Genomic DNA, 15,308 nt, shown 5'->3' with positions numbered 1-15,308 from the left:
ACATGCATTGCCGCACTACGGACGCGGCGGCCTCCTACAGCTACAACCGGTTATCCGCCACAAAACCCCCGGCACCGCCGGTTACCCGCCCAACACCACGTCACGCGCCACCGGTCGCAGGAAATCAACAGGTCAAACCCGGGGTAGTGGGGTGAGTCCCCGTGGCGGTCCAGGGTGCACCGAGAGTCGGTCGGTTCGGCAAGTAGCGGATCGAGTCGGTGTTGTCCGGTCGGCGTCCCCGGCCGGAGCGGGATCTGCCTGTCAGCTAGCCGAGGTTCTACACACCACCTCGGGCCCGCTGTTCTGCAAGGGTGTACCGGTCGACGCCGACAAGGCGTGGATATTGCGAAACGAGATCCGTTTCAACGGGCACCTACCGGCCGGTGTGGCACCCACGCTTCGGTGGCATGTCGAGGCCAAGGGTTGGCGGACCCCTGCACCGCTACCGGTACGCCCGTTCGCGGCCCGCTGGGCAGGGCTAATCGATCCAGTGATCGTGGACGGCGACACGCTGTTGCACACCGACCAGACTCCCCGGAACATGCTCGTCGATGCTGGCCGGGTACGGATCGTGGCTTGGGCAACCCCGGCCGTTGGGGCTGCATGGATCGATACCGCGCTCACAGTGCCCCGGCTGATCCGCGACGGACACACCATCAACTCGGCTGAGGAGTGGGCCAGGCAGATATCCGCCTGCGCTGGTACAACTCGCCGCCACGTTGGTTCATCAACCACCGCTGGTCCGCGCCTGATCGGATGGCCGCCCGGATCGCCGGACAGGTCGCTCGGGCCGAGCACCGCGCCGGGCTGATGCCGGATGTTGATCCGCCGACGTTTCAGCACCGACAGGGCTGCTTCTGGGAGTGGAACTGACCGGCGCCGTTCCGGGACGTCCGGCCTCCCGACGGTCGCCCACCTGCCGCACTGCGCCTTGCTCTGCGAGGTCGAGTAGGCGACGCATGGGACTGGCAATCGCACGCGCGACTGTCTCGATTTGCCTCAGCGGAAATCGGCATCGACCACTATAAGATCGACCCTTCGCACCCGTAGCCGGCGCAGAAGCGGTGGAACATGTTCGACAGGATTCGTTGGTGGCTCTCGTCCAGCCTCGTCGTGGCGCTGCTCGCCGTCGGGCTCGGCACAACCCAGGCGCAGAGCGGGGCACCGGGGGTGATCCCTGCCGCTGCGGTCAGCGTCAACACCGACGTGCGCTGGGATGTCCCCCGCTGGGATCCCCAAGGTGCCAACACGGCGGTCATCTTCCGCTACCGCGCCGACAACGTCTCGACCGGTTCACAATGCGGCACGAACGTCTGTGGCGTGCAGCTCAAGGGCGGCACGGCGGTACGGCGTATCGAGCGGCCAGCGCCGTTTGGGGCGTACTCGTATCTGCCGCTCGACGGGGTGGACGACGGTGTCATCGGTACCACGCCGATCACCACCCAGGCAAGCTCTGGCATCACGATCCAGGTGTGGTTCCGGGCCACGCCCGGGGCCAACGGCAGGGTGCGGCTCTTCTCCAACACCGAGGGCGGGAAGGGCTTCGCGCTCGACTACTACGACGGGCGGCTGCGCGGCTCGTACACGATGCAGCCCGCCTCCGGCGCGGGCGTACGACAGACGATCGTCAGCACGTCCGGGCCGGACCTGAACGACGGCCAGTGGCATCACGCGGCGCTGGCGATCGCCCGCGTGCCGTACACCCCGTCGGGTTCGACGGTGTCCCGGCCGACCACCCGAGCCCGGCTCTATCTGGACTACAAGCAGGTCGGGGTGGACTACCAGTGGCTGGCAAGCAACGGCGACTTCACCTTCGCCAACTCGACCTCGGTCCCGGCGGTCGGAGCCGAGCCGGACGCGGGTGTCCTCGCACCGGCATTCTTCGCCGGTGAGATCCACGCGGTGGTCGTGCACAACTACCAGGTGGACCACAATGTCCTGGCCACTCCGCCGCTGCGCGACGGCGGACGCTACTTCGGCGCGCCCAGCTACCACGACTATCTGGCCGTACCGGAGCGCACCGGCACCAACGACAAGACCTGGAGCCTCGCCCGCCGGATCACCACCTCCGAACGCGACCCGGCGAACGAGTCCCAGCCGCGCTTCCCGGAGATGCGCCAGATCGCCGCCCGGGTGGGCATCCCCCTGCTCAACGACTTCTACGTCCCGCAGGGCCTGGCGGTCAGCGAGGACGGGCGACGGATGTTCATCCATTACTACTACGCCAACCCCAACCATGTCCCGGCCGGCGGCACGGCGACCGACGCGGCGCTGAACCCACCGGACGGCAAGTGCGCCCCGGTGCGCTGCCCGGTGGTGGTGGCCGAGGCCGACCTCACCACGTTCCGGGTAACCGCCATCTACAAGCTCCAGGTCGACGGCGTGAATCCCTGGCACGCGGGCGGAATCGCCTTCGCGCACGGCTACCTCTACACCGGCCCGTACGGCACGCTGTACCGCTTCACCCCGCACATCGACGATGCCCGGCGCCAGCCCATCGACGCCGGCAACCCCGCGTACGACATCCCGCCCGTCTACGAGTTGCGGCCGGTTGACGGCGTCGCGGTGCATACCTCGCTCTCCGGTCTGACGTACTCGCCGGAGACCAACGCGCTCTACATGGTGGGCTTCTACGGGGTGGCTGGCGACGAGGCCAACAACACGATCAACCGGTACGACCTCACGGCGACCGGCGCGGTGGCGAATCCGGGAGCCGCTCCTGACGCGACGATCAGCGTGCCGCTCAACGAATGGCAAATTCAGGGGCTGGCCCGGTTGCCGGGCACGGCGGATTGCTTTGTGCTCTCCAACCGGCAGCGCAACCCGGACAGTCTGCCACCGGTACGCGTGCCGAGTCAGCTCGTCCGGTTCTGCGCGGGCGGTACGACCTCGGTGGCCGCCCGCCTGGTCAGCGTTACGGAGAATATTGCGCTCGGTCCGGACGGCATGGTGTGGGTGCTGAACGAAAACGGCGCTGCCCGCTACCAGAAACAGTTGTACGCCACCCAGTGGCACGACCGGCTGACCCCGTTCGTCGACGGGATACCTCGCGCCGCCTTGGGTCTCTGACGACAGCGCCGAGGTGCGGTCGCGGAGCGAGGTAAGCCGACGGCAATCCCCGCAGGGTCCCGGTTCGTCCAAGCTGGCGAGCCGGGACTTCGGAGGTGGCTGTACTGGCATCAAATGATTAAGGCCCAGGTCTAGGCGATTATGCCTTGACCTGGGCCTTTGCCGTGCGCCGCCAGGGACTCGAACCCCGAACCCGCGGATTAAGAGTCCGCTGCTCTGCCAGTTGAGCTAGCGGCGCTCGTTGGCAACGGGGAAAACCTTAACATGCCCTCGGCGGGGGTCTCCAATCAGTTCCGCCTCCCCGGTACGGGCCTCAGCCGTTCACCGGACACCGGGGCCGAAAACCGTCAAAATTTGCGAGCGGGGCACAAATTTCTGGCGCTCGTGGGGCACGATGTGCTCCGAGCCACGCGAGTGAACAGAGGTGGGAATGGGCAAGTTCACGCGGGCCTGGGCAGTGACGGCTGCTCTGGTGACGCTGGTACCGCTGGGTTTGACCGGTTGCGGCTCGGAGGAGCCGCGCATCAACGGGGGTGGCACAACAGAGGGCGGCAGCAGCGCCAGTCCCACACCACCCGCCGAACCATTGAGCCTCAGCATCACCCCGGGGACCGGGGCTGCGAAGCAGCCGGTCAGCACGGAGATCGGTACGACGGTGGCCGGCGGCAAGGTTACCGACGTCACACTGACGATGGATGGTGGGGGCAAGATCGAGGGGGCACTGCGCGAGGACGGCTCTTCCTGGGTGCCGGCGGCTCCCCTGAAGTACTCGAAGAGCTACACCGCCTCGGTCACCGCGACCAACTCCACGGGGCAGACCGAGACGAAGACGACGTCGTTCACCACGATGAGCAAGCCCAGGTCGCAGGTTGGCTCGGGGCTGTATCTCTTCGACGACAAGACGTACGGCGTGGCGATGCCGGTGGTGGTCGAGTTTTCGCCGGGCATCCCGAAGAAGGATCGCGCTGCGGTGCAGAAGCGGATGTTCGTCAGCACCAACCCGCCGCAGCCGGGCGCCTGGCACTGGGTGAGCAGTGGCACCCAGGCCTTCTACCGGGCACCGGAGTACTGGCAGCCCGGGACGACGATCAGCGTACGGATCGGTCTGGAGGGCATCCCGCTGAGCAACGGCCGGTACGGCAACGTCGACCGTAAGGCCACCGGGAAGATCGGCAACAACAAGATGGAGTTGAAGGTCGACAACGCCACCAAGAAGATGTCGGTCTACGAGAACGGCAATCTGATCAAGACCATGCCGGTGAGCCTGGGCAAGAAGAGCACTCCTTCGTCCAGCGGCACGATGGTGATCATGGAAAAGAAGGCGGCGACGACCTTCGACACCATGGACGACCCGAATCCGGCAAACCGCTACGTCACCGATGTCGAGTACGCCCAGCGGCTCACCTGGGGTGGCGAGTACATCCATGCCGCCCCGTGGTCGGTGGCGGACCAAGGCCGCCGGAACGTGTCACACGGCTGCGTCAACGTGGCCACGGCCAACGCGAAGTGGCTGTTCGAGAAGACCAAGGTCGGTGACCCCATAACGATCACCGGCACCGAGGTCAAGCTCTCCAACGGCAACGGCTGGACCGCCTGGAACCTGTCGTGGGCGGAGTTCATCAAGGGCAGCGCGCTGCCCGTACCGGCGGATCTCGCTTCTCCCGGCGCGGCGGGCACGCCTTCCCCCGCTGCCTGAGCACGCAATTGGTGATTGCCCCGGTCCGGTTGGTAGGAATACCACCAGACCGGGGCAATCAACTACCGACAAATTTTGGTTATCCGATATGTCCACATATCTCGTCGGTGTTTTTGTTCACGGCCGGCAACCGAAATTGGTCCTGACGCGTCGGTGAGAGACGATGGGCTACGGCATTCCGGAGTGTGGGGGAATCATGCGAGCGAGTCGAAGCCAGCGGATACGGAACGGCGCGGGAAGGCGTACGCCGGCCCGGATGATCGCAGCAGCTCTCCTCGCCGGTGCGATGGCGCTGACCTCGGCCGCGTGTAGCAGCGGCGACGGCGGTGGGCCTGCCTGGCGCGGTGGTGGCGACGACAACGCCGCCAAGTCCGCAGCGACGATCACCACACCGGCGGCGGACGCCAAGGACGTACCGACCTCCACCGAGATCAGCTTCACCACCCAGGACGCCACCAACCCGACGGTTGAGCTCAAGGACGCCGCTGGCGCGGTCGTCGAGGGAAAGCTGGCCACCGACGGCAAGACCTGGCTGCCGAACGCGCAACTGAAGTACGGCACCGCCTACACCGCGACCGTGACGGCTACCGGCAGCGACGGTAAGCCGGCCACGACGACCAGCAATTTCACCACCATGGCCAAGCCCGCCAACCAGATCCGGGTGAGCAGCTTCCTCGGTGACGGGGCAGTGGTGGGGGTCGCCATGCCGTTGCGGCTCAGTTTCAGCCGCAACATTCCCGAGGACTACCGGGATGACGTACAGCGGCGACTGACCGTGCAGAGCGATCCTCCGCAGGAGGGCATCTGGCACTGGGTCAAGCCCAACGAGGTCAACTTCCGGCCGAAGGAATTCTGGCAGGCGAACACGAAGATCTCGTACAAGGCGCAACTCGGCGGGCTGCCGATGGGCGACAACTGGTACGGCCGTTCCGACCTCACCCTCGACATCAAGGTCGGCTCCTCGGTGATCATGGTGGTCGACAACAGCACCAAGCAGATGACCGTCACCAAGGACGGCAAGGTCATCCGGACCATCCCGATCAGCCTCGGGAAGAAGAGCACCCCCTCCTCCAGCGGCACGATGGTGATCATCGAGAAGCTGAAGAAGACCGTCTTCAACACGATGGACGAGCCGGACCCGGCAAACCGCTACATCACCGACATCGAGTACGCCCAGCGGCTGACCTGGGGTGGCGAGTTCATCCACGCCGCCCCGTGGTCGGTAGCGGACCAGGGCAAGCGCAACGTCTCACACGGCTGCGTCAACATGTCGACCGCCAACGCCGCCTGGCTGTTCAACCAGACCCGCGTCGGTGACCCGATCACCGTCAAGAACACCGAGGTCAAGCTCCAGAACGGCAACGGTTGGACCGACTGGAACATGAGCTGGGAAGAGTACGTCAAGGGCAGCGCGCTCCCGTACCAGCCGTCGACCGACGCCACTCCGGGCGGCGGCGACCCCAGCGGATCGCCCACCAACTGAACCGGCAGAGCATGACGGTGTCCGGTCCCTCCTCCCGGGAGGGGCCGGACACCACTGTTTCCGCCCCCAAAGCACCGGTGATGGACGAGCATCCCGCTGCCGGCTTGTCAGCAAGGGCAAGCACTGGCGGTCTGCGGCGACCCACATTGAGCGATACCGTCAGGCGATGTACTCGTGGAAGGTGCCCCAGCTTCTGTCGGGGACCAGCCCGGTCGACGGATCACCGTCGTTGACGTCGTAGACCTGCCCGAATCCAACGCGGGACCGGTCACAGCAGAGGAAGTGCAGGTGTCGCGGCCCGCACCCGCCGATCTCAAGCCACACCCCGACCTCCCGCATCGCCGCAACTGAGGCTTCGCCCTCCCACTCCGGAATATCCTCGTCCGCCAGGAGCGCGAGGGTCTTCTCGTAGCAGCCGGCGGTGGCTGTAAGCGCAGTGGAGAAGCGGTACACCTCCCACCCGTACGGGTCCGGAGCGCCATCGTCGCCGACGGTCCGCAGGCCCCCGCCGTGGACGCGTACGAAACCGCCGTAGTCCGCCGGGATCGCGAACGCGTCAACGGACCCGACGCCGTGGACCTGGGTGATGAGTGCCGCCAGCCCGGCGGGAAGGGCGAGCGACTCCGCCCGCTCGATCGCCCGGGCGTCCGTACGAGGCGCGGATTGGTGACATGCACGCCGTGATGCTATTCACCCCTTCGGGCCAAGATCTCCGGCGCAGTGCCCCTACAGTGCCCCCAACGCAAAGATCAGGGCCGGTGAAAACCGACCCTGATCTGGCGTTACATACGGGGTGACTGATGGGATTTGAACCCACGACACCCGGGACCACAACCCGGTGCTCTGCCAACTGAGCTACAGCCACCATGTCGACCGTCCGGAAGTTGCCTGCCGGGCGGGCGCCGACCAATGATAGCCATATCCCCGCCCCTCACGTCGAGCGGGTTACCCATCTGCGGGTTACAGCTCGGCCGCGATGCCCTTGGCCGTCTCCACGTCCGGGCCGGGCAACGGTACGAAGATCGTCCGCCGGTAGTACTCCAGCTCCCGGATGCTCTCCCGGATGTCGGAGAGCGCCCGGTGCGCCAGCCCCTTGGCCGGCTGCCCGAAATAGACCCGGGGATACCAACGCCGGCACAACTCCTTGATCGACGAGACGTCGATCATGCGGTAGTGCAGGTGCGCGTCGAGCCGGGGCATGTCCCGGGCCAGGAATCCCCGGTCGGTTGCGATGGAATTGCCGCACAGCGGCGCGCTGCGCGGATCCTTGACGAAGCTGGTGACATAGTCGAGCACCATGTCCTCCGCCTCCGTCAAGGTGACCGCGGAACGCCGTACCTCCTCGGTGAGCCCGGAGCGCTCGTGCATCGTCCGGACGATCTCCGGCATGCCCGCCAGGGTCTCGTCGTCGGCATGGATGACGACGTCCACGCCGTCACCGAGGACGTTGAGATCGGGATCGGTAACGAGCGCGGCGACCTCGATCAGCGCGTCCTTGCCGAGATCAAGCCCGGTCATTTCACAGTCGATCCAGACAAGAAGATCAGCCACGGCCACAGCCTACGCGCAGCTTAGGAGCTCGCGCCTCAGCACAGCAGCCAGAACCGACCGCTAGGGTTTTCCCGTGCCTGCAGATCCCGCCGCGCCCACCGTCACCGCCGAAGACGATCCTGGCGGTAGGACCGCGCGCCGACTCGTGGGCATCGCCGTCCTCATCGCCCTGGTACCGGTGCTCTACCTTCTCGCCAGCCCGCACAACTTCTTCGACCTGCACATCTACATGAACGCCATGCGCTGGTGGGCGGAGGGCAATCCGCTCTACGACTACGTGCAGCCGGACCGGGTGCAGGGCGAGCTCTACTTCACCTATCCGCCCTTCGCGGCCCTGCTGCTGCGGCCGTTCGCGGGCCTCCCGCTCGGCGCCACGGTCGTCATCTTCACCGTCTTCACGGTGGTCGCAGTGATAGTGACCACCTGGTGGCTGGTCGCCCCGGTCGCCGACCGGCACCGGCTGTCCCGCTGGTTCGCGATCGGGTTGGCCGTGCCGGCCGTCGTCGCGGTGGAGAGCATCCGGGAGACGATCACCTTCGGTCAGATCAACATGTTGCTGATCGTGTTGATCCTGGCTGACCTGCTGATTGCCGTACCCCGGAAGTCTCGCTGGGCCGGTGTCGGCATCGGGCTGGCGACGGCGTTCAAGTTGTTTCCGGGCATCTTCATCGTCTATCTGCTGGTCAGCCGCCGCTGGCGGGCGGCGGTGGTGGCCAGCGCGGCAGCAGCTGGCGCCACGCTGCTGGCCGCCGCAATCGCCCCCGGTGACTCGTGGCGGTTCTGGACGCACGAGCTGTGGGCGACCGACCGGGTGGGCCGCACCGACTACACCGGCAACCAGTCGCTCTTCGGCATGCTCAGCCGATTCTCCATCCCGGACGAGCCCAACCAACTGCTCTGGCTGGGGCTGGTGGCGATCGCGGCCGGGTACGGGTTGTGGCGGGCGGCCCGGGCGGCGCGCGCCGGGAACGAACTCGCCGGCCTGACGCTGACCGGGCTGGTCGGCGCGTTGGTCAGCCCAATCACTTGGACGCACCACGTCTACTGGTTCATCCCGGCCATCGTGGTGCTGGTCGACGCGGGACTACGGCAGCCGGCTCAGGAGCCATCTGGGCCACTGGGCCCGGGGCTGAGCGGGGTCGGGCGGGAGCGTCGGACGCCCCTACTGGTCCTGGCCGCCGTGGTGTACGTCTGCATCGCCTACGGGGTGGTCTCGTACTACGACTGGGGAGTGGCCGCCGAGCGAACCAACTCGCCCGTCGAGTTCGTCCTGCGCAACATGTACGTGCTGCTGGCGCTGCTGCTGCTGGTCGTACTGCCGATCCGACGCGAGACCGCCCCATCGCCGAAGACGGTCACCGTACCGGCGACGGGCTAAGGTAGCCAATGGTCGAACTTGCGCTAAATGGACAGATCTACCCGACTCTCCTCATCGCGGGTAATCTGGTGCCAACAACCTAAGACATCCCTCCCGAGACATCCCTTCAGTGCACCGATCCCCCGGTGAGAGTGGCCCTCCGTGTCGGCAGCGCGGAGGGCCACTCGCGGAGGGCCACTCGCGGAAGGTCACTCGCCTGGGTCACGGAGCACCACTCAGCCTGGGTCACGAGCACCACTCGCCTGGGTCAACGCGCTTGGGTCAACGCGCTTGGGACAGCCCTCGGCACCGGGCCGAGACAGCGGGTCGAGACGCCTCGTCGAGACACCGAGTCAGGGACATCCGGGGCCGGTCGGCGCCTCCTGCTTGGCATCGTTGCGCCGCCGGACCTCATCGGCCGTCTCCTCAGCCAATAGGTTGCCGGCGACCCGCTCCGGTCCACCACCAGCGACGGACGCGCCCTGTGCCACCGCGACTCCCACGGCTCGCCGGGCCAACGGGTCTCGGGGAGCTGACACAGCCGGGGCAATCTCCGGGGTGGCTTGCTCGCCTACGGTCCGGCATCCCTTCAGCCGGTTCGCCACCGGTCGGGCGACCGCCTCCACACCGGCTCGGGCCGGGTCGTTCGGCCCTGCCTGGGCCGGTGCAGGTGCCGGCGCAGCCTGTGCAACGGGTAGCGGCACTGCCTGAACAACCGGGACCGAGGCAGCCTGAGCAGCCACCTCCAGGGCAGCGGGCGCAGGTGCCGGTGCAGCCTGAGCAGGTGCAGCCTGAGCAGGTGCCGGGGCGGCCGGAACGGCGGCTACAGGTACCGGATCTGCCTGAGCGGCCGCCTCCAGGGCAGCCTGAGCAGCTGGTGCCGGCGCGGCTTGAACAGCCGGGGCCGGGGCCACTTGGCCGGGAGTTTGGGACGGCCAGGAAAGCGCCAAGCGGACCGGCGGAGCGCTCCCCAGCTGCCGATTCCGCTCTGCCCCTGCCGGCAGGTAGGGCACCATGTCGGCCAGGGTGACCGGCCGGGATCCCGGGATGAGTGCCGGCTCGATCGGCTGGACGGGCATCGTCTCCACCGTCTCCACCGGCCAGGTGGGTGGCATCAGTTCCGCCGGTCCACCATCGACTACGTCGGCGACAGAATCCTCGGCAAGCTCGCCGTCGAAGAAACGGTCACCACCAGCGACAGGGTCATCATCGACAGCACGAAGGCCGTCATCAACGCCACGAGAGCCTTCGAGGACTGGCACAGTTCCCCGTGCCCGCCCTGCCCGGCCGAGTTCGGCCAACGAGGAGACGCCGACTCGGGCGGCCAACAGCGGCACCTGGTCCGGTTCGACCACGAAGACCACCTCACGGGGGCGGCTTCGCCAGACCAGCACCGCGATCCCGAGCGTGGTCAACACGACGCCAGCGGCGAGCGACCCCCAGGCGATCGGATCCAGCCATGCGGTGCGTACCTCGGCGCGTAGATCCAGGGAGATGCCGGGCTCGGCGTCGGAGCGCATCAGCACCAGACTGAGCTGCTGGTCACGCAGGGCGGAGGGGTCGATGTCAATCGTCCCGTATCCCCGCTGCACCCAGAACGACTGGGCCTGGGGCGGCTCGATCAACGGCTCGTCACCGAACGCCGGGCTCGTGTTTGGACCTGGCAGGCTGCTCTGTACCGGCATTACCGGCTTGACCCGTACCGGCAGCGGGCCCTGGGTCACCGCCACCCGGTCGATCGCCACGTACGGCGTCTCCGCGAGGTAGTCGGTGATCGTGTTGGCGGGGGCCAGGCCGAGGAAGACCGCTCCGTCGGGGGTCTGTGCGGTGAGCCGCAGTAGACCCTGATCGGCCCTGGTGAACGGGGCATCCCGGTACAACAGCGCGGCCAGATCGGGTACGACCACCGCGTACCCGGGGGTGTCCAACTTTTCCATGCTCGCGCTGAACGCACCGCTGTCGTCCCGGTGCTGTAGCACCATCCACAGTGCGCCGCCGACGAGTAGCCCCGGCAGCCCGATGATCAGCAACAGGATGCCAACTATGGCGCGCCCGAACCGCATCCGCGTCTTCCCTCCTGGTCACAGTACCTCGACGACCATACAGAGAGAAACCACCCGAACACGGACGATTTAGCAAGACAATGCCGCAAAACGGAACTGGCCCGCCGGAATGTCCGGCGGGCCAGCACAGAACGAAGATCGGAGACAGCGCAGGTTGACGATCAGGGGCAGCGCAAACTGACGATCAGCTGGTCGGCGGTGCCGCCGCCTGCCGGGTACGGGCGAACGCCAGCCCACCGAGCACCAGCCCGGCCACACCGGCGACCAGACCGGCGACGCCCAGCCCCAACGCCACACCGGTCGACCCGTCCTCGTCGTCGACCTTCGCGTCAGCTGCCGAAGACGCGGTGCCACTGGTGGCCAGGGCATCCGGTGCCGTGACCTTCAGTACCGGTGCCGAGTGCTCCGGCTCCTCCCCGCCGGCGGTCGGCTCCTCGATCCAGCGCACCACGTTGCCGTCCGAGTAGGTCTGCAACGCCTTGAAGACGATGCTGTCCACCTTCGGCAGCGGCCCCATCGAGACCGGGAACTCCTGGAACTGGCCCGGCTTGACCGCGGCGTTCTCGTCCGTCACCGTCCAGGTGATCTTCGACACCGCCTCGTTGACCTGGCTGCCGTGCACCTCCAACGGCGGGTCGACCTTGCGCTTCTCGACCTCCACCGACCAGCCGGGCACCGGCATGGTGGTCACCGACGCGATCGGAGCGTTCTCCGGCAGGTTGATCTCCACCTTGGTGGTGGACGCGGAGTCACTCTCGGTCGGCACCCGGAACGCTACCCGGGCGTATCCGCCCTGGTTCGCCTCCTTGGGGTTGACCGACACGTGCGCGGACGCCGGCGCGGCGAACCCGAGTACGCCGGTGGCGGCAGCGCCAATGGCGAGAGCAACCGCGGCTGCCGCGGTACGCCGGTGACGGATCATTGCGAACCTACCTCTGCTACTTGATGGGTACGGTGGCGGTCACCGTGGCCTGGTCGATATCGGACGTCCGGACGGTGATGCGCAACTGCCAGTCCCCCCGGGTCGGCAGTTTGATCTCCCCGGTCGCGTGGTTGTCGGTGAGCGGCAACAGCGGAACCTCGATCGGTTCGATCCCCTGGGCCGGCAGGGCGGCGGTGACCCGCCACTCGACCACCGGCAGCGGCTTCCGGTCCGGGGTGAAGACATCCAGGTGGAGGGTGTTGCTGCCGATCTCGGCCGGGTCCACCACCAGTTCGAGACTGTAGAGATTGCTGGTCAACGTGGTGGCGTAGTAGCCGATCGTGCCGCCGCCGGGCGCGTCCGCGTCGGCGGTCCGGGCCGGTGTGGTCTGTACCAGGGCTGCCGCCACCGCCAGGATCACCGCAGTGATCCCCAACTCGGCCCAGACCGCCCGCCGGATCCGACCCGGCTGGTCGGCCGCGGCCCGTCGCCGTACCAACTGCCGGGAGTACGCGGCCACCGCCATGACCAGGGCGAAGAGTCCCACCTTGGCGAGCAGCAACCAGCCGTACCGGGTGGACACCAGGGCGGCCGGGGTGCCGACCTCGATCAGGGCCTGCACGGTGCCGGCGAGCACCAGGGCGGAGACGGCAGCCGTCGCCCAGCGGGACCAGACCGGCATGATCGCGGCGAGTTCCCGCTCGTCTGCCTGGCGCAACAGGACGGCGACCAGCATGGTCAGCCCGCCCAACCAGATCGCCATGCTGCCCAGGTGGACGGCATCGACGACCACCGAGACCGAGGGAACGGGTGACGCCGCTGGATGCCCGGCGATCGGCCAGGTGAACAGGGCACCGAGGCCCAGGATTACCAGCAGCCACTGGTCGACCCGCCCGGACCGGCCAGCGAGCAGCGGACGCAGCAGGATGGCGATCGCCACCAGGATGCCCAGTCGCACCAGATGCGCCGCGCCGAACGGGCTGCCCAGCACGTCGCCCAGGGCGCTCCCGTCGACGCTGAACAGACCGCCGCCGTTGGTGTAGGGCACCTGTAGCCACAGACCGGCCAGGGTGGCGAAGGCCACCATCCCGAGGCCGGTCCAGGCCAGCCGAGCCGCCCGGTGCCGGGACAGTCGCTGCGGCCAGAGCAGGCTGAGCACCAGCACCACACCAGCCAGCAGGACCAGGCCGATGTAGCCGACGTACTTCGCCACCGGCACCGCCACGGCGACCACCGGGTCCACGGCGCTGCCGGTGTCGCTGTCCGCCGGTGGAGTGCTCGGCGCCCCGACCGAGTAGGTGTAGCCGCCCGCCACCGGGTGACTGTCCGCGGAGATCACCCGGTAGCTGACCAGGTACGTCCCACGTGCTCCGCCTGGGTCGACCGGGATCCTGACCACCGGGCCGTCGAACTTCGGCTCGCCCCGGTCCACCCGGGACCCGTCCGGCCCGAGCACCCGGATCTTGCCGGGAACCTGGCGGACGGGCTCGGTGAAGGTGAGTACCACCTCCGTGGGGGCGCTGGACAGCACGGTGTCCGGGACCGGGCTGCTGCTGGCCAGCACCGCGTGCGCGCTGGCCGGCGTACCGGGCACAACCAGCAGGGCGAGCGCCATCACCAGGAGCCCGAAGGTCGCGGCGACACGCGCGGGCCACCGATTCTTCGCGACAGTCATGCCCGACATGCTCGCCGAACCGGCGGCTGCCGCGCGACCTCGGGTCACCCGCGGCCCGTCGTCATGGCGGCGGCCAGTGGCGGGTCGGTGCGCCGGTTGACCCGGCCCAACGCCCACAGCAGCCCGGCCTGGGCCACGGCGGCCAGGTGCCCGATCTCGTGCACCAGGGCGGTGGTGGAGTTGGCGATGTCGACGATGCTGGTGCCGGCCAGGCAGACCGCCAACACGAAGGCGACCGGTACGAACGCCTGGGCCCGTTCGGGTCGGTAGGCGGCGAGCACGAAGCCCACCGAGAGCGCCACGTCGAAGGAGGCCATCTCCCGGCTGACGTGCGGGTCGACGCCGACGCCGAACCCGGCGAGCAGGATCGGCAGCGCAACGGCGAGCTGCGCCACCGCGGCCACCGCCACGGCGACACGCAGGATCTGCCGGGTGCCGTACACCGTGTCGGTCCGCCGGTTACGGGCGGCGGCGGCCTTGGGATCGGCGGCGACCGCGGCGAGCACCTGGGCGGTGAGGTCGGGGACCTCGGCCGGCCGTACCCGGACCAATCGGGTGACCTGTTCGGCCTGGGTCAGCCAGGTCCGACATGCCAGGCAGCTGGTCAGGTGGCCGTCCAGCACGGTCGTCGGGGCCTGCGGGTCCTCCCCGTCGAGCCGGGCGGACAACGCGATTCGCACCCTGTCGCATGTCATGACTGGGTAGTCGGTGCGATGGTGGAAAAAGTTCCCCGGTTCAGGGCGAAAAATGGCAGGTCAGGAACCGCACGCCCAGGCCCGGGCTGGCCGCGTACCCTGGGTTGCCGTGATCCCCGCCCAGCGTGACTTCGTGGCTGACCCGGCCGATGCGGCCGGCTCCGCGCTGGAAACCGCCACGCACTGGGCGCTGGCGGCCCGGGACGGGGATCCGGTGGCGCAGGCGGCCTTCGTACGGGTGACCCAGGCCGAGGTGTGGCGGTTCGCCGCCGCACTGGTCGATCCGGACAGTGCCGACGATCTTACGCAGGACACCTACCTTCGGGCCTTTCGGGCGTTACCCTCGTTCGAGGGGCGGTCGAGTGCCCGTACCTGGCTGCTGGGCATCGCCCGTCGGGCCTGCGCCGACCATCTCCGTACGGTGGTCCGGCGGCGACGGCTCGATGAGCGGCTGACCGCCCACGCGCACACCGACCATCCGTACCCCGATCCGGCCGGGCAGCTCGGGGCTGCGGACCTGCTGCGCCGGCTGCCGGCCGACCGGCGGGGGGCGTTCGTGCTCACCCAGGTACTGGGACTGTCGTACGCGGAGGCGGCCCTGGTGGAGGGGGTGCCGGTCGGCACCATCCGGTCCCGGGTGGCCCGGGCCCGGGCCGAGCTGGTCGAAGCGGTCGGCGACGCGCTGGCCAGTTGACCCTCGACCGGCCGAACAAGCCGGCCGATCCGGACGGCGGAACAGGCAGGCCGGCCGATCCGGACGGTGACCACCGGCCGGCTGAGCCGATCGACGATACGCG

The 15,308-nt window shown here is 68.2% G+C and carries 12 protein-coding genes and 2 tRNA genes; 6 read left to right on the top strand and 8 right to left on the bottom strand.

What is annotated here, in order from left to right; all coding sequences use genetic code 11:
• Positions 1-672 precede the first annotated feature (672 nt).
• Positions 673-873 (top strand): hypothetical protein, encoded by a 201-nt coding sequence (locus ACWDV4_RS23535; protein WP_449982363.1) that lies wholly within the window; start codon positions 673-675, stop codon positions 871-873.
• 198 nt (positions 874-1,071) lie between these two features.
• Positions 1,072-3,069 carry a LamG-like jellyroll fold domain-containing protein gene (locus tag ACWDV4_RS23530; RefSeq protein WP_449982360.1) on the top strand — a complete coding sequence of 666 codons (1,998 nt, stop codon included), beginning with the start codon at positions 1,072-1,074 and terminating at the stop codon, positions 3,067-3,069.
• A 165-nt stretch (positions 3,070-3,234) separates the two neighbouring features.
• On the opposite strand, the gene ACWDV4_RS23525 is transcribed toward ACWDV4_RS23530, so the two are convergent.
• Positions 3,235-3,307, bottom strand: a tRNA-Lys gene (locus ACWDV4_RS23525).
• Positions 3,308-3,499: 192 nt separating this feature from the next.
• Here ACWDV4_RS23525 and ACWDV4_RS23520 point away from each other — a divergent pair.
• Both ACWDV4_RS23520 and ACWDV4_RS23515 read left to right on the top strand, forming a co-directional pair.
• Positions 3,500-4,765, top strand: coding sequence for an Ig-like domain-containing protein (locus ACWDV4_RS23520; protein ID WP_449982357.1), 1,266 nt, complete (start codon positions 3,500-3,502; stop codon positions 4,763-4,765).
• Positions 4,766-4,961: 196 nt separating this feature from the next.
• The gene (locus tag ACWDV4_RS23515; RefSeq protein ID WP_449982354.1) at positions 4,962-6,248 is read left to right on the top strand and encodes an Ig-like domain-containing protein; all 1,287 of its coding nucleotides are present in this window, start codon (positions 4,962-4,964) and stop codon (positions 6,246-6,248) included.
• Positions 6,249-6,407: 159 nt separating this feature from the next.
• Here ACWDV4_RS23515 and ACWDV4_RS23510 read toward each other — a convergent pair whose 3' ends face one another.
• From ACWDV4_RS23510 to orn, 3 genes are all read right to left on the bottom strand, one after another.
• Complete coding sequence (locus ACWDV4_RS23510) at positions 6,408-6,701, bottom strand: hypothetical protein (protein ID WP_449982351.1); 294 nt, start codon at positions 6,699-6,701, stop codon at positions 6,408-6,410.
• A gap of 339 nt (positions 6,702-7,040) precedes the next feature.
• Positions 7,041-7,113, bottom strand: a tRNA-His gene (locus ACWDV4_RS23505).
• Positions 7,114-7,208: 95 nt separating this feature from the next.
• A complete protein-coding gene (gene orn / locus ACWDV4_RS23500; RefSeq protein WP_449982348.1) occupies positions 7,209-7,805 on the bottom strand; it encodes an oligoribonuclease in 597 nt (198 codons plus the stop codon).
• Positions 7,806-7,872: 67 nt separating this feature from the next.
• Here orn and ACWDV4_RS23495 point away from each other — a divergent pair, with 67 nt between their 5' ends.
• Positions 7,873-9,177, top strand: coding sequence for a glycosyltransferase 87 family protein (locus tag ACWDV4_RS23495; RefSeq protein WP_449982345.1), 1,305 nt, complete (start codon positions 7,873-7,875; stop codon positions 9,175-9,177).
• A gap of 332 nt (positions 9,178-9,509) precedes the next feature.
• On the opposite strand, the gene ACWDV4_RS23490 is transcribed toward ACWDV4_RS23495, so the two are convergent.
• The 4 genes from ACWDV4_RS23490 to ACWDV4_RS23475 form a co-directional block, all read right to left on the bottom strand.
• A complete protein-coding gene (locus tag ACWDV4_RS23490) occupies positions 9,510-11,219 on the bottom strand; it encodes a hypothetical protein (RefSeq protein ID WP_449982343.1) in 1,710 nt (569 codons plus the stop codon).
• 184 nt (positions 11,220-11,403) lie between these two features.
• Positions 11,404-12,141: a YcnI family copper-binding membrane protein gene (locus ACWDV4_RS23485; RefSeq protein WP_449982340.1), complete on the bottom strand. Its 738-nt coding sequence runs from the start codon at positions 12,139-12,141 to the stop codon at positions 11,404-11,406.
• Positions 12,142-12,157: 16 nt separating this feature from the next.
• Complete coding sequence (locus ACWDV4_RS23480) at positions 12,158-13,825, bottom strand: copper resistance CopC/CopD family protein (RefSeq protein ID WP_449982338.1); 1,668 nt, start codon at positions 13,823-13,825, stop codon at positions 12,158-12,160.
• A 35-nt stretch (positions 13,826-13,860) separates the two neighbouring features.
• Positions 13,861-14,496, bottom strand: coding sequence for a hypothetical protein (locus tag ACWDV4_RS23475; protein WP_449982335.1), 636 nt, complete (start codon positions 14,494-14,496; stop codon positions 13,861-13,863).
• Between the two features lie 124 nt (positions 14,497-14,620).
• Here ACWDV4_RS23475 and ACWDV4_RS23470 point away from each other — a divergent pair, with 124 nt between their 5' ends.
• Complete coding sequence (locus tag ACWDV4_RS23470; RefSeq protein ID WP_449982332.1) at positions 14,621-15,205, top strand: sigma-70 family RNA polymerase sigma factor; 585 nt, start codon at positions 14,621-14,623, stop codon at positions 15,203-15,205.
• Positions 15,206-15,308: the final 103 nt, after the last annotated feature.

The sequence above is a fragment of the Micromonospora sp. NPDC003197 genome (assembly GCF_053590565.1).
This window is presented reverse-complemented; position numbering and strand designations above follow the sequence as displayed.

Bases quoted from the DNA above. Each gene is read 5' to 3' on its own strand.
- ACWDV4_RS23530 (WP_449982360.1), top strand. From the start codon at position 1,072: ATGTTCGACAGGATTCGTTGGTGGCTCTCGTCCAGCCTCGTCGTGGCG.
- ACWDV4_RS23520 (WP_449982357.1), top strand. From the start codon at position 3,500: ATGGGCAAGTTCACGCGGGCCTGGGCAGTGACGGCTGCTCTGGTGACG.
- ACWDV4_RS23515 (WP_449982354.1), top strand. From the start codon at position 4,962: ATGCGAGCGAGTCGAAGCCAGCGGATACGGAACGGCGCGGGAAGGCGT.
- ACWDV4_RS23490 (WP_449982343.1), bottom strand. From the start codon at position 11,219: ATGCGGTTCGGGCGCGCCATAGTTGGCATCCTGTTGCTGATCATCGGG.
- ACWDV4_RS23485 (WP_449982340.1), bottom strand. From the start codon at position 12,141: ATGATCCGTCACCGGCGTACCGCGGCAGCCGCGGTTGCTCTCGCCATT.
- ACWDV4_RS23480 (WP_449982338.1), bottom strand. From the start codon at position 13,825: ATGTCGGGCATGACTGTCGCGAAGAATCGGTGGCCCGCGCGTGTCGCC.